The sequence below is a fragment of the Stackebrandtia nassauensis DSM 44728 genome (assembly GCF_000024545.1).
GTDB classification, from domain to species: domain Bacteria; phylum Actinomycetota; class Actinomycetes; order Mycobacteriales; family Micromonosporaceae; genus Stackebrandtia; species Stackebrandtia nassauensis.
The window spans coordinates 57,727-71,494 of sequence record NC_013947.1 but is presented as its reverse complement, the minus strand read 5'-3'; the positions used below and the strand labels follow the sequence as shown (position 1 = coordinate 71,494).

The 13,768-nt window shown below is 69.7% G+C and carries 14 protein-coding genes; 9 read left to right on the top strand and 5 right to left on the bottom strand.

Annotated features, from left to right (window positions below; genetic code table 11):
* Positions 1 to 7: 7 nt before the first annotated feature.
* The 5 genes from lysX to SNAS_RS00315 all read left to right on the top strand — a co-directional run bounded on the left by lysX (position 8) and on the right by SNAS_RS00315 (position 6,149).
* Positions 8 to 3,310: a bifunctional lysylphosphatidylglycerol synthetase/lysine--tRNA ligase LysX gene (gene lysX / locus SNAS_RS00335; RefSeq protein ID WP_013015357.1), complete on the top strand. Its 3,303-nt coding sequence runs from the start codon at positions 8 to 10 to the stop codon at positions 3,308 to 3,310.
* Positions 3,311 to 3,750: 440 nt separating this feature from the next.
* Positions 3,751 to 4,428, top strand: coding sequence for a DUF998 domain-containing protein (locus SNAS_RS35550; protein ID WP_013015356.1), 678 nt, complete (start codon positions 3,751 to 3,753; stop codon positions 4,426 to 4,428).
* Positions 4,425 to 4,658, top strand: coding sequence for a hypothetical protein (locus SNAS_RS00325; RefSeq protein ID WP_013015355.1), 234 nt, complete (start codon positions 4,425 to 4,427; stop codon positions 4,656 to 4,658). The genes SNAS_RS35550 and SNAS_RS00325 overlap by 4 nt, the downstream gene beginning before the upstream one ends.
* Positions 4,655 to 5,437, top strand: coding sequence for an alpha/beta fold hydrolase (locus SNAS_RS00320; protein ID WP_013015354.1), 783 nt, complete (start codon positions 4,655 to 4,657; stop codon positions 5,435 to 5,437). The genes SNAS_RS00325 and SNAS_RS00320 overlap by 4 nt, the downstream gene beginning before the upstream one ends.
* A 154-nt stretch (positions 5,438 to 5,591) precedes the next feature.
* A complete protein-coding gene (locus SNAS_RS00315) occupies positions 5,592 to 6,149 on the top strand; it encodes an SRPBCC domain-containing protein (protein WP_013015353.1) in 558 nt (185 codons plus the stop codon).
* 55 nt (positions 6,150 to 6,204) lie between these two features.
* Here the strand turns inward: SNAS_RS00315 and SNAS_RS00310 are convergent, their stop codons facing one another.
* The gene (locus SNAS_RS00310) at positions 6,205 to 6,783 is read right to left on the bottom strand and encodes a TIGR03086 family metal-binding protein (protein ID WP_013015352.1); all 579 of its coding nucleotides are present in this window, start codon (positions 6,781 to 6,783) and stop codon (positions 6,205 to 6,207) included.
* Positions 6,784 to 6,872: 89 nt separating this feature from the next.
* On the opposite strand from SNAS_RS00310, the gene SNAS_RS00305 reads away from it, so the two are divergent.
* From SNAS_RS00305 to SNAS_RS00295, 3 genes are read left to right on the top strand one after another with little or no spacing between them, the layout of a single operon-like run.
* Positions 6,873 to 7,523, top strand: a complete 651-nt coding sequence (locus SNAS_RS00305; RefSeq protein WP_013015351.1) for a TetR/AcrR family transcriptional regulator — start codon at positions 6,873 to 6,875, stop codon at positions 7,521 to 7,523.
* A gap of 59 nt (positions 7,524 to 7,582) precedes the next feature.
* A complete protein-coding gene (locus SNAS_RS35545; RefSeq protein ID WP_169313833.1) occupies positions 7,583 to 8,260 on the top strand; it encodes a maleylpyruvate isomerase family mycothiol-dependent enzyme in 678 nt (225 codons plus the stop codon).
* A gap of 26 nt (positions 8,261 to 8,286) precedes the next feature.
* Positions 8,287 to 8,829: a maleylpyruvate isomerase family mycothiol-dependent enzyme gene (locus SNAS_RS00295; RefSeq protein ID WP_013015349.1), complete on the top strand. Its 543-nt coding sequence runs from the start codon at positions 8,287 to 8,289 to the stop codon at positions 8,827 to 8,829.
* 126 nt (positions 8,830 to 8,955) lie between these two features.
* Here SNAS_RS00295 and SNAS_RS00290 read toward each other — a convergent pair whose 3' ends face one another.
* From SNAS_RS00290 to SNAS_RS00280, 3 genes are all read right to left on the bottom strand, one after another.
* Positions 8,956 to 9,951 (bottom strand): hypothetical protein, encoded by a 996-nt coding sequence (locus SNAS_RS00290; RefSeq protein WP_013015348.1) that lies wholly within the window; start codon positions 9,949 to 9,951, stop codon positions 8,956 to 8,958.
* Positions 9,948 to 10,181 (bottom strand): hypothetical protein, encoded by a 234-nt coding sequence (locus SNAS_RS00285; protein ID WP_013015347.1) that lies wholly within the window; start codon positions 10,179 to 10,181, stop codon positions 9,948 to 9,950. The genes SNAS_RS00290 and SNAS_RS00285 overlap by 4 nt, the downstream gene beginning before the upstream one ends.
* Positions 10,182 to 10,283: 102 nt before the next feature.
* Positions 10,284 to 11,120 (bottom strand): class I SAM-dependent methyltransferase, encoded by an 837-nt coding sequence (locus tag SNAS_RS00280; RefSeq protein ID WP_013015346.1) that lies wholly within the window; start codon positions 11,118 to 11,120, stop codon positions 10,284 to 10,286.
* 70 nt (positions 11,121 to 11,190) lie between these two features.
* Between SNAS_RS00280 and SNAS_RS32160 the strand changes: the two genes are divergently transcribed.
* A complete protein-coding gene (locus SNAS_RS32160) occupies positions 11,191 to 11,751 on the top strand; it encodes an EF-hand domain-containing protein (RefSeq protein ID WP_013015345.1) in 561 nt (186 codons plus the stop codon).
* Positions 11,752 to 11,776: 25 nt separating this feature from the next.
* Here SNAS_RS32160 and SNAS_RS00270 read toward each other — a convergent pair whose 3' ends face one another.
* The gene (locus SNAS_RS00270; RefSeq protein WP_013015344.1) at positions 11,777 to 13,768 is read right to left on the bottom strand and encodes a beta-galactosidase; all 1,992 of its coding nucleotides are present in this window, start codon (positions 13,766 to 13,768) and stop codon (positions 11,777 to 11,779) included.

The following is a 13,768-nucleotide window of genomic DNA, read 5'->3' as shown; positions in this document are numbered from 1 at the left end:
CAGGACGATGACGACGGTGAACAAGTCCGCGCCGGGTGGTTGGCGCGCCCGCATACCCACGGTGCTGGCCACGCTGATGGCGCTGTTGACCCTGATCGTGGCGCTGGCCGCGGTCGCCAGCGCGTTCCGCGACCGCACCGTCAAGGTGCGCGAGTTCGTCGAGATGGTGCTGATCCCGGCGCCACCGAACCTCGCCTATGCGGCCTTCCTGGCGATCTTCGCCGCCGCTGTCGCCCGCCGCAAACGGCTGGCCTGGTGGATCCTGGTCGGCTACTTCTCGCTCACGCTGGTGCTGCTGGCGCTGCTGAACACGATCGTGATCCTGGCACCCGCGTTCGTGTTCGCCGACCCCGCTTCCGTTGAGGACACCCCCGGTTACGTGGTGCCCCGGCTGGTGCTGGCCACGTTCATCGCGATCGTCTTGCTGGTGCTGCTGCTGGTGGGCCGCTCGCAGTTCCCGGCCCGGGTGGGGCGCGGCAGCCTGTGGAAGGCGATCGGGGTGCTGGCCGCGCTGATGGCGATGTTCGTGCTCATCGGCTGGGGCCTGGTGTCGATGTTCCCCGGCACGGTCACACACGGCGACCGGTTCCAGTACACCTTCGACAAGGTCGTCGGTGGGGCGCTGCGGTTCGAGATGACCCGCAGCGGCGTGGCACCCGGCTGGATCGACCTGCTGCTGGGCGCGTTCGGCGCGGTGGCGCTGCTGGCGGCGCTGTTCACGCTGTTCAAGTCGCAGCGGCTGGCCGCCGCCATGAACGCCTGGGACGAGGTGCGGCTGCGGGTGCTGCTGGCCGCACACGGCGAGGACGACTCGCTGGGCTACTTCGCGACCCGGCGCGACAAGGCGGTGATCTACGCGCCCGGCGAGACCGCGGCGGTCACCTACCGCACCGTCACCGGCGTCTGTCTGGCCTCAGGCGACCCGATCGGCGACCCCGCCGACTGGCCGAAGGCCATCGATGCCTGGCTGCGGCAGGCGCGCGGCCACGGCTGGGTGCCCGCGGTGCTGGGCGCCAGCGAGGCGGGCGCCACCGCGTACCGGCAGGCGGGCCTGCGGGTGCGCGAGATCGGCGACGAGGCGATCCTGCTGCCCCGCGAGTACACACTAGACGGACGCGAGATGCGCCCGGTCCGGCAGGCGGTGGCGCGCATCGAACGGGCGGGCTACACCGCCCGGATCCGCCGCCACGGCGAACTGTCCGCATCGGAGATGGCCGCGGCGATCAAACGCGCCGACGACTGGCGCGACACCAAGACCGAACGCGGCTTCTCGATGGCGCTGTCCCGGTTCGGCGACGCCGACGACGCCGACAACGTGCTGGTCGAGGCCATCGACGGGATCGGCAAGGTGCGGGCCATGCTGTCCTTCGTGCCCTGGGGCCGCCGGGGCCTGTCGCTGGACCTGATGCGCCGGGAACGCGACGCCGACAACGGCCTGATGGAGTTCATGGTCACCTCGCTGTGCCGCGAGGCCGGACGCCTGGGCGTGGACCGGATCTCGCTCAACTTCGCCATGTTCCGCGCCGTCTTCGAGGAGGGCGCCCGCATCGGCGCCGGACCGATCCTGCGCTGGTGGCGGCGTCTGTTGACCTTCTTCTCCCGCTGGTGGCAACTGGAGTCGCTGTACCGCTCCAACGTCAAATACCGTCCCCATTGGGCACCCCGCTACCTGTGTTACGGCGAACGCCGGGCACTGGGCCGGGTCGGGCTGGCCGCCGCGGTCGCCGAGGGCTTCCTGTCGGCCGACATCTCCCGGGTCTCCATCGGACGGGCGGCCCGCGCCAAACCGCTGCCCGGCCTGGCCGAGGCACTCGCCGAAGCAGCCACCACCCCGACCGTCGACCCCAGAACCCGCCTGCCCGAACAGATGCGGGTCCGGCTGGACAAACTGGACCGACTGCGCGACGCCGGGGTCGAACCGTACCCGGTGGGCTTCGAACGGACCCTGGCCTGCGGCCAGGTCGCCCGCGACTTCCCGGACCTGCCGCCCGACGCCAACACCGGACGCTTCGTCGCGGTCGCCGGACGGGTGATGCTGCTGCGCCACCACGGGAAACTGTCCTTCGCGACCATAAGGGACTGGACCGGCGACCTCCAGGTCATGGTCGTCGGCGACTCTGACTTCCGCCACACCGTCGACATCGGCGACCACCTGGGCGTCGAAGGCGAGGTCGTCACCTCCAAACGCGGCGAACTGTCGGTGCTGTCGAAGAAGTGGACCCTGACCGCCAAGTGCCTGCACCCGTTGCCGGACAAGCACCTCGGCCTGGCCGACCCGGAGGCCAAGGTGCGGCAGCGTCACCTCGACCTCATCGTCAGCCCCCAGGCCCGCACCGACCTGCGAGCCCGCGGCGCCGTCATCCACTCACTGCGGACCGGCCTGCACGACGACGGGTACCTGGAGGTCGAGACCCCGATCCTGCAGGCGATCCACGGCGGGGCCAACGCCCGTCCGTTCGTCACCCACATCAACGCGTACGACATGCGGCTGTACCTGCGCATCGCGCCCGAGTTGTACCTCAAGCGACTGTGCGTCGGCGGCGTCGAGAAGGTCTTCGAACTCGGCCGGACGTTCCGCAACGAGGGCGTCTCGTTCAAGCACAACCCCGAGTTCACGATGCTGGAGGCGTACCAGTCCTACGCGGACTACAACACGATGCGCGAGCTCACGATGCGACTGGTCCGCCAAGCCGCCGTCGCGGCCTTCGATACCACGGTCATCACCCGCGACGACCACGAGATCGACCTGGCCGCCGACTGGCCCGTCATCCCGATCCACCAAGCCATCTCCACCGCCCTCGGCGAGCACATCGACCCGGGCACACCCCGCGACAAGCTCCGTCAGCTGTGCGAGGCGGCCGACATCCCCCTAGATCCACAATGGGACGAGGGCGCCATCGTCCTCGAGATGTACGAGCGCCTGGTAGAACACGCCACCACCGCCCCAACGTTCTACAGCGACTTCCCCACCTCGGTCTCCCCGCTCACCCGCCAACACCGCACCGACCCGCGCCTGGCGGAACGCTGGGACCTGGTCGCGTTCGGCACCGAGATCGGCACGGCCTACTCCGAACTGATCGACCCCGTCGAGCAGCGCCGCCGCCTCACCGAACAGTCGCTACTGGCAGCGGGCGGCGACCCGGAGGCAATGGAGCTCGACGAGGACTTCCTGGCCGCGCTCGAATACGCGATGCCCCCCACGGGCGGCCTCGGCATCGGCGTCGACCGGCTCGTCATGCTGCTGACCGGCAACGGCATCCGACAAACGCTGCCCTTCCCGCTGGTGAAACCCACAGTGGACCAGCCATGACCGCCACCCCACCACCCGACCCGCGCGCCCCCGACCCCGAGCTCGGGCGCGAGCCTGCCTCCGACGCTGGCCCCGGCCCTGAGCTTGGCTTCGACGCTGGTCCTGGCTCGGAGCCTGAGCTTGGGCCCGGCTCCGGCTCTGAGCTTGGCCTTGAGCCTGACGCTGGCCTTGGCTCGGAGCCTGGGCTTGAGCTTGGCGCCGACGCTGGCCCTGGGCAAGGCACAGCCACCCACCCCGAGCTTGGGCCCGGCTCTGACTCTGGCTCTGGCTCTGGGCCGGGGCCAGGCACAGCCGCCCACCCCGAGCCAGTCGCCCCGCGGCAAGCCGACGCGAGCCGTCAGAGCGCGGACGGCCACCCCCCGTCTGGGGCAAGCCGCCCCGCGGCGGCCGGCCCACTCCAGGCCGACGAGCCACACGGGTCGAGCGTTGGGACTCGGGTCGTGGCCATCGCGTTGCTTGCCTCGGGAGTCGTGTACGCGAGCTGGTTGCTGGGCGGCTGGGTCAACCCGGGACTGGGCCCCGTCGTGTCCTACGCCAGCGAGCTGGCCGCCTCCGATCAGCCCGGGTCGCTGGCGTTTCGGATCGGTGACCTGGTCGCGGGTGCGGCGGCTTGCGTCGCGGGGTTGTGGGCGCTGCGGCGGCGGCCGTGGCTGGGCTGGGCCTGCGTGGTCGCCTTCGGCGTGTTCACCATGCTGGACGCGGGACTGTTCAACATGTCCTGCGCACCCTCGCTGGACCCGACCTGCGCCACCGCCGAGGTCGCCGGGAAGGTACCGCTGCGGCACCAGATCCACACGCTGTCGAGCAGCTTGGCGGCGGCGGCTCCGTTCGTGGGGCTGATCGCGTTCGCGTGGGCCTGGCGCACCGTGACCGCGTGGGTCCTGAGCGGGCTCATGGTCGCGGCGACAGCCGCGACGATGCTCGCCGTCGCGACGGATCACCTCGTCGGTGTGGCCCAAAGGCTTCAGCTCCTCATCGTGTCGGCCTGGCTGGTGTGGCTGGCGCTGCGAACCTGGCGCGCAACCAGCAGCGACCCCACCGCCGCACGGACAGCGACGGCCAACCTCGCCCCCAGCGAGCAGCCAACGGCCGTCGACACGAACGGGGCGCGACCATGACCCACATCGCCGTCCACGACCGGCCGACAACCGACGCGGCCGGGAGCCAGCCTCGTGAACCCCGTCGGCAACCACGACCGATCAGCCACCGACGCGGCAAGACGGAAGACTGCGTCATCAACCCCAGCGCCGCCCACAGCCAACAGCTGACCAACGCGCGGGAGCCGGGCATGGCCGCGATCGCCGTCCATGAGCGACCGACGACCCACGCGGCGGGGAGCCGGGCATGAGCGATGTCGTGATCCTCACCGGGCTGGCCGACAGCCGTTGGACCTGGCGGCCGGTCGAGACCGCGTTGGCGGACGCGGGGACCGTGCTCATCGCCGATCGGACTCGGCACCAGACGTTTCCCACGCTCGCCGACGAGATCGTGCGGGTGCGGGATCTTGTTGTGGGGCATCGGTTGGGGCCGCCCGTGGTGGTCGCTCATTCGTTTGGGGCGCTCATCGCCGAGGCTTACGCGCGGCGGTATCCGGTGGCGGGGCTGGTGTTGGTGGATCCGTCCTGGGACCCCGACGCCACGGGGCGCGGGGCGATCGAGGCGGGGCTGGTCCGGGCGGCGTTCCACGGGGCCGGGGCCCTCGGGAAGGCGCTCGACGTCACCGGGCTCGCCCGCCACCTCGGGCCCGCGCTGTGGAGCCTTTCGCTGCGGGCGGTGGCGTTGCGGCGGCCCGGCGCCGGGGTGGTCGCGGCTACCCGGTCGGTGTACCGGCGCGGCGAGACGCTGGTGGCCGCCGCCGCTGAGGAGTTGGCGTTCCGGGATTTCGCGGCGGCCCTGGCGAAGTCGCGCGCTACCAGCCACGCGCCCGAGGTGCCCGTCGTCGTGCTGACCGCCGTGGGCACCGACCCGAAGAGCCGGGACAGCAGGCACTGGATCGCCGCGCACCGGCGGCTGGCGGCCCTGTTTCCGAACGGGCGCCACGAAGTCGTGCGGGGTGCCAAGCACATGATGCATATAGACCGTCCCGAAGTGATTGTGCGGGAAGTCAATCGTCTGCTGGCGGGATAGAAATACACAGGGTTATCCACAGAGCCTGTGGATAAGTTCCGCCCTGTGGAAAATCTCTTAAGGACTGTCGAAATCCCGCAATTGTTCTTGACAGTGGAGGGTCAGCGATATCCGGTATACAGCCGTACGATTCTGTTGACCCCTAAGGAGAAACATGCCCCCCTCCGATCCGCCCGACCCCCCGCCCAAGCCCAGGAAGCTGCGTAACCGGATTCTCATTGGACTGTCCGTGCTGGTCGTCCTGCTCGCCGGATACACCGCCTGGGCGAACCTGCACGTCTACACCCTGACCGCGAGCATCGACATCGACGCCCCGCCCGACAAGGTCTGGGAGGTGCTCGTCGACCGCGAGTCCTACCCCGACTGGAACCCGTTCCTGGTGTCCTCCAAGGGAGGTCTGAAGGAAGGCGGGACCATCACCAACCTGATGCGCGGTGCCGACGGCACCGAAACCGAGTTCACCCCCACCGTCCTGGTCGTCGAACCGGGCAAGGAGCTGCGCTGGATCGGCAAGCTCAGCCCGGGTCTGCTGTTCGACGGCGAGCACTCGTTCCGGCTCATCAAGCGCGGCAGCGGAACCAGGCTCATCCAAAGCGAGGACTTCACCGGAGCGCTGGTGCCGCCGATGCAGAGCTGGCTCGACGGCGACACCCTGCCGCAGTTCAAGGCCATGAACAAGGCGCTGAAGAAGCGCGCCGAAGCCGGAGGGTAGCGACGAAAGACCGGCCCGCGCCGAACAGCGACGCGGGCCGGTTCTCGTCACGGGGTCAGGCCGCGGCGGGGGTCCAGCGCGGGTCGCGGCCGGTGATGGCCAGCAGCTTGTCCTGCGGGTCGTCGGAGTCGGTGGCGACGATGCGGCCGAAGGGCTTGCCCGGGCCGCGGAACTCGTCGCCGTCGGGGATCATCCCGGCGATCGTGGTGGCGTCGGCGACCGCGTCGGGCCGCAGCGTGATCGGCCGCGACAGCGAGTGGCTGATGTCCCACTGGTGGACGAGGATGTCGGCGAACTGGAACGCCAGCGCCACCCAGCCCGGTTGTTCGGTGCCGGCGAACTGGATCTTCTGCTCCAACACCTTGTCCTGCTTGTTGTACTCCCACGCCGCGTCGGAGGCGAGCGGGAACTCCTCCCGGAGGTCGTTGCCGAGTCGTTCGTCGGTCTCGGGGTCGTATTCCTCGTCGCGCAGCTTCGCCGCCGTCGAGTACGCGTTCTGGGTGACGTGTTTGAGGATGTCGCGAACCGTCCAGCCACTGCAGGTCGTCGGCGCGTCCAGGTCTTCGTCCTTCAGGTTCCTGACGATGTCGACGAGGTCGAGCTGCGCCTGCCGGTATTGCTGGCGATGATCCATGGCACTTCTCCTTTATAAACGAACGGTCGTTCATATACTTTAGTGGGAAGGATTACCGAACCTCAGCGGGGTGGGTCAGACTGAATGCCATGGAGTGCGAGTCGCGGACCGACGGTCGACTGGAACGAGGCAACGCCAAACGGCGGGCGATCCTCGACCGTGCCGTCGATCTGGCCTCGATCTCCGGACTCGACGGCCTGTCCATCGGCAAACTCGCCGCCGAACTCGGCATCAGCAAGAGCGGCGCCCTGCTCCACTTCGGATCGAAGTTGGAGCTCCAGCTGGACGTGATCACGCACGCCGCCGAACGCTTCGGCCGGGCCGTCATCGCCCCCGCCGCCGAACAGCCCGTGGGCCTGCCCCGGCTGTGGTACCTGACCGACGGCTGGTTGCACCACATCGAGATCGAGACCTTCCCCGGCGGCTGCTTCTTCTCCACCGTCGGCGCCGAGTTCAACTCCCGACCGGGCCGCATCCACGACGCCCTCGCCAAGATCCACAACCGGTGGAGCAACCTGCTGGAGCAACAGGCGGTCGCCGCCCGCGAAGCCGGACAGCTGCGCCCCGACGTCGTCGCGGAGCGGCTGGTCTTCGAACTGGACGCGCTTATCCGGCACGCCAACATGCACCGGCAGCTGCACGACAGCCGCAAGGTGCTCGGCCACGCCCGCGAAGCCGTGCGGGACCTGTTGACCCGGGTCGGCACCGAGGCGGCGGTGCGCGAGCTGTTCGGCGAGTGATCCAACAGGCATCGCCGAGTCCTGGCCTGGAACGGTGGTGCGGACGTAGAGTGACGGCCGTGACCGACAATCCTTTCGACAGGCTCGACGCCGAAACCCGGCGGGTGGACGCGTTCCTCAGCGGACTGAGCCCGGACGAGTGGCGGGTCGAGAGCCGCTGCCCCGGCTGGGACCGCAAGGCGATGCTGGCTCACCTGAGCGGCATCGAGGACTACATCCGCGCCGGGCTGGACGGCACCGTCGACGCGTACGCGAACCAGGCCGGCCAGGGCGTCGGCTACGAACAGCTCAACGAGTTCCTGATCCGGCGGCACGCCGAGACCCCGACCGACGAACTGTTGCGGCGGTGGCGGGAGCAGGTCGCCGAGTCGCATCCGCGACTGCGGGAACGCGGCGTCGACGCCGTCATCGACACCCAGGCCGGGGAGTACCCGCTGGGGCGGCAGACCTGGTTCTTCGCGTGCGAGTACGCGATCCACGCGGACGACATCGCGGTGCCGGTGACCGAGGCGGAGCGGGACGACCGGCTGGCCTGGCGGCTGGAGTTCGCCCGCGACGCGCTGGCCGAGTACGGCAAGGGCGTGACGGTGGAGCCCTCGGGTGACGGCTACGAGGTGTCTTTCGGCGACGAGAAGGCGCGACTGTCCACGGCGGACCTGGTCGAGGCGACCTCGGGTCGGCTCGACGAGGACCGGCTGCCGGAGCGACTGCGACGGCGGCTGGTGGTGCTGGCCTAGCGGGCTGGCGCGGTTAGAGTTCGCCGATGAGCGCACAACGAACCGAGGCACTGGCCTTGCTAGGTCCCGCAACCGATCGGCTAATCGACACCGTCCGAGGTCTCAGCGACGCGCAGCTGCGGGCCGACTCGCTGCTGCCCGGCTGGAGCCGGGGCCACGTCCTGACGCATGTCGCGCGGCAGGCCGACGCGATGTGCAACCTGCTGACCTGGGCCAGTACGGGGGTCGAGACCCCGGCGTACGCGAGCCAGGAGTCGCGCGCCGCCGACATCGAGGCGGGTTCGGGGCGAAGCGCCGACGAGCTCGTGGCCGACCTGCGGGCGTCCGCCGAGCGGTTCCTCGCCAAGGTCGCCGAGACGTCCGACGACGCGTGGGGTGCCCAGGTGAGGGTGCTGAACAGCGAGCTGTTCCCGGCCGAGCAGACCGTGTCGCGGCGGTTGGCCGAGGTCGAACTGCACCATGTGGACCTGGGCCTGGAGTATCGGGCCGCCGACTGGCCGAAGCAGTTCGCGGACATCGAGCTGCCGGAACCGTCGGCGACGTTCCGCGCTGAGCGGGCTTCCTGGTAGCCGAGCCATCGGCTCGATCAGCACCGGGCCGGAGCGGCCCGGCGAGCGGGCTTCCTGGTAACCGCACCGGCCATCGCGAGCCGGTGCGGCGGCGGGCGAGGCCACTGGCCACCGCCCGCCAGCCCGTCACGCCACGTCAGTCGCGGGCGTGGCTCGGCTGCGGCGGTCAGCCAACAGCCACAGGCCCAGCGCCATCAGCAGGAAGAAGACACTGTGCCCGGCGTGGGCCACCGCCGAGACATCGCCGAGCGGGTCGGTCAGGAAACCGATGCCGACCCGGCCGAGCAGCGTGCCGCTGGCCAGCGCCGCGACGTGGCGGCCGGTCCAGGCGCGGGAGCCCGACAGGTAGGTCACGGCCGCCGCCACCGCGACCAGAAGGCCGACCACGATCACGGTGTCCGAGATCGAGTAGCCGAGCATGTTGAACCCGAACGACACCGGCGCCGCGACCGCGAAGACCAGCAGCGGGGCGGGCACCCTGCGATCGCGCCGGTCCCGCCGACGACGGCCCAGCGTGAACGCGAACAGCGCCAGCGCGGCGGTGACGGCCAGCGCCCCGACCAACTGACCGGACGAGGCGCCGCCACTGTCCTCGCCGACCATGATCAGCGCGGCCGCCGCCAGGTACAGCACGACCAACACGCTCAAGCCTGGCCAGCGCAGCCACGGGGTGCGCGAGTACCGGCCGCTGATCGCCTCCGACAGCGCGATCGGGACGCCGAAGCTCCAGATGGCGTGCCCGAGAACGAAAGCCAGCGACGCGTTGACCGAGATGCCCAGCGGTTCGATCCAGGTCGGCATGATCATGTCGTCCCAGTAGTCGATGCCCCGGTAGCCGGTGTCGAACATCGACTGGTCGATGACGCCCGCCTGCAGGATGCCGAACCCCGTCGTCAGCGCCAGGATGCCGGGCCAGCGGACGTCGAAGCGGCGCGCCAGTTCCCGGATCAGCACGGCGGGCGCGCCGTACAGCGGGACGAACACGAGCAGCGCGCCCAGCAGGGCCACGGGGTTGCCGGTCGAGTCGTCGTAGGCCTGGATGTACTCGGCGCACACCGGGGACAGGACCAGCAACAGCAGCACGGCCAGCCAGCGGGTGCGGCGTCCTTCGCGGCGGTTCATGCCGTCTTCTCCCTGCGCCCGACGGCCAGCAGCAGCACCGCGCCCACGACCGACAGGCTCAGGTTCGCGGGGACCTCGTAGCCCTTGAGCGCGTCGAGGTGCGGCAGCAGGAAACGGTTGAAGGCGTTGAAGACCACGCCCATGATGGGCTGGATCGCCACGTGGTCGAGGGTGCCGCTGATTCCGGCGATCACCAGGTACAGGCCGAGCACCTGCAGGACTTTTCGCATACCCCGACGCTATGGACGCCGACCAGGTCGGCGGCACTGTCGAGTGGCCAGGCACCGGGGCCACCCGGCCAGGATCGTTTCGCCGTCAGTCGGGTCGCGCCGCTAGCGGCCGGGCCACCAGGCCACGCCAATGCCCTCACCGGCGAACCAGTGCCGGGCGGGCTGTTCGCGGTAGAACAGGAACCGGCGGCCGGTCTTGTCGGCGTGCCGGGCGAGCACGTTGGTGACGGAGGCGTTGTCGGTGAGCAGGACCGCGTTGTCGGCCAGCTTGTTCTCGACGGTCTTGAACTCGCGTTTCTCGTGCTCGGCGGCGTGGTCGCTGTCGTGGATGAACAGGTCCACCGGCCGGTCGAGGTTCTTGATCGTCGCGATCGAGTCGTCGAGCACCAGGTCGACGACCTCGGCGTAGGGGCCGGAACGCACCAGGAACCCGGCCTCGGGGTTGATGTCCACGGCGGTGACCCGGCCGGGGTGGCCCTCGGCGGCGTTGCGGCGCAGTGCGGCGGCCAGCACGCAGGTGCCGAGTCCTTTGTCGACTCCGGTTTCGACGACGTGTTGGGGTTTGAGGATCCGCACCAGGGCGTACCAGCCCATCCGGCGGGCGTAGCGGGCCTTGCGGTCGGTCAGGCCGCGACGTGCCGAACTCGCGGTGGTGCTGCTGATGTGCTCGACCAGTTCGGTGTCGTTCTCCACTTCGTCCAGGTATTCGCGTACCTTCTTGACCGGGACGTCGCACACGGCACTGATGAACCAGGCCAGGTGGCCGCGGTTGATCTTGGTCAGGTCGTAGGTGAAGTTGTGGTGCTCGCGCGAGGTGAACAGCCATTTCAGCGAGCGGCCGACGACCTTGCGGTCATGACGGAACACCCTGGCCAGCCGGTACGGGAACAGCGCCACCGGGGCCAGGCGTGAACGGGAGATACTCCGGCGCAATGACATGGGCCACAACCTTAGGGCATAGCGGTTGTCGTGGTTGAATCAGCGCACACACGCACAGAGGGAGGCTGCGATGGTGGTCAGTGAGTTCCAGCGGCGCAAGTTGCTGCGGCGGTTCGACACCCTGGACGTCAACGGCAGCGGCTACCTGGAGCTGGGTGACTATCTGCGGATCACGTCGCGGCTGTCCCGGGCGTTTCCGGTGGCGGCCCGCGACGAACGGGTGGTGGCGTTGGTGGCCGCGTACCGAAGGCTGTGGCGGGAGCTGCTGACCGAGGGCGACAGCGACGGGGACCACCGGGTCAGCCGGGACGAGTTCGTGACCCTGATGGGGCGGGAGCTGATCGACTCGCCGGACAACTTCGACCGGCTGCTGCGCCCGACCATCGAGGCGGTGTTCGACATCTGCGACGTCGACGCCGACGGGGTCGTCGACGCCGGCGAGCTGCGGATGATGCTCGAGGGGTACGGCGTGCCCGACTCGGCGGTGGACGTCGCGGTGGCGCGGATCGCGCCGGACGGGACCACTTTGGATCGTGACGCCTTCGTGAGCACCATGCGGCAGTACTACTGCGGCGACGATCCGGCCGAGCCGGGCAGCTGGATGTTCGGGAAGCTTGCGCCCCAAACCTGAAGCGCAGCGGAGAACTCGCGGCCCCTTAGGCCTTCGCGGTCACCACCGCGACGTCGTGCGCGGCCAACTCGACCGCGGCACCGTCCACGGTGACGGTCACCGGCCGCGCGGTGTGGTTGAGCAGGATGTGGTGCGCCGTGCCGTCCTCGCCGACCCGGGTGCGGGCCTGGACGCCGTCGGGCAGGTCCGCCAGCGTCGGTGCGACGGCGGTGCGCTGCCGCAGGTGGTCCAGCAGCGACCGCATCCGTTCCGGGCTGGGACGGGTGCCCAGGTAGTACGCCTCGCCGTCGCCGAAGCGATGCCGGGTGGCGGCCGGTTCGCCGTCCAGGTCGCCACCGGCGAAGGTCGCCAGGGTCTCGGCCCCCTCGGTGCGGATGACCTCCGACCACCGCGTCGCGGTGTCACTGCCCAAAGCGGACAGATCGCCGTCGAAGCTGATGCCGGTGCTTCCGCCCCGCGGCAGCGGCCAGAACTCCTCGATCCACAGTCCCAGCAGTTCCCGGAACGGCGCCGGGTAGCCGCCGAGGTGAACCCGGTCGTACTCGTCGACGATGCCGGAGAAGAACGACATCAAAACCGTGCCGCCGCCGTGGACGTAGTCGGAGATGTTCCGCGCGTCGGCTTCGCTGACCAGGTACAGGTTCGGCACCACGACCAGCTTGTACTTCGACAGGTCGGCGCCGGGCCGCACGAAGTCGACCGCCACGTTGGCGTCATACAGTGGACGGTGGTGCGCGGCCACGGCGTCCATGAGCCGGACGTCGTCGCTGGGGTGCGAGGTTCCCTCGACGGCCCAGCCGGAGTCCCAGTCGATGACCAGCGCGACGTCGCACGTCTGTCGGGTGCCCACCAGCGCCGAGTGTCCCTTCAGTTCGTTGCCGAGCTGCCGGATCTCGCGGTGGATTCGGGTGTTCTCGCCCGCGTGCGGCACCATGCCACTGTGGAACCGTTCGGCGCCGCCGCGCGAGGCCCGCCACTGGAAGTACAGCACCGAGTCGGCGCCGTGCGCGATCGCCTGCCAGCTCCACAGTCGCATGACGTCGCGTGGCTTGGCGCCGTTGCGTTCCCGCCAGTTGACGGCGCTGGGCGCCTGCTCCATCAGCAGCCAGGGCTGGCCGTCGCGCAAGGACCGCATCAGGTCGTAGGCCAGCGCGGAGTCGGCGGCGGCCTCGGGGTCGTGCGGGTCCGGATAGGAGTCGTAGCTGACGACGTCCATGTGCCGGGCCCATTTCATCGTGTTGATGCGGCGCCAGGCGCCCACGAAGTTGGTGGTGACCGGGACGTTCGGGGTGACCCGGTTGGTGATCTCGGTTTCGGCGAGGTAGCAGGCCAGCAGTTCGTCCGAGCTGAAGCGCGAGAAGTCCAGCCGCTGCGCCGGGTTGTGGAACGCGGGCACCGAGCGGGGCGGGAAGATCTCGTCCCAGTCTCCGTACGCTTGCGACCAGAAGCTCGTCGACCAGGCGTCGTTGAGGGTGTCGAGGTCGCCGTACCGTTCGCGCAGCCAACCGCGGAACGCGACCGCCGAGACGTCGCAGAAGCATTCGGGGACATGGCATCCGTACTCGTTGCCGATGTGCCACATCGCCAGCGCCGGGTGGTCGCCGTAGCGTTCGGCGAGCTTGGCCACCAGCCGGGTGGCGTAGCGGCGGTACTCCGGAGAGGACGGACAGTAGTGCTGCCGTCCGCCCGGCCACAGCCGGGAACCGTCGGGCAGCATCGGTAGCGTCTCGGGATGCAGCCGGGCCAGCCACGGCGGCGGCGAGGCCGTCATGGTCGCCAGGCACACCGCGATGTCGTTGGCGGACAACAGCTCGAAGATGCGGTCCACCCAGCCGAAGTCGTACTCGCCGGGTCGCGGCTCGACCTTCGCCCACGAGAAGATGCCCAGGCTCACCATGGACACTCCGGCCTCGGTCATCAGCCGCATGTCCTCGGCCCACACCTCCTCGTCCCACTGCTCGGGGTTGTAGTCGCCGCCGAAGGCGATACGGCTGAGACGCTCGTTGAAGCGCGCCAT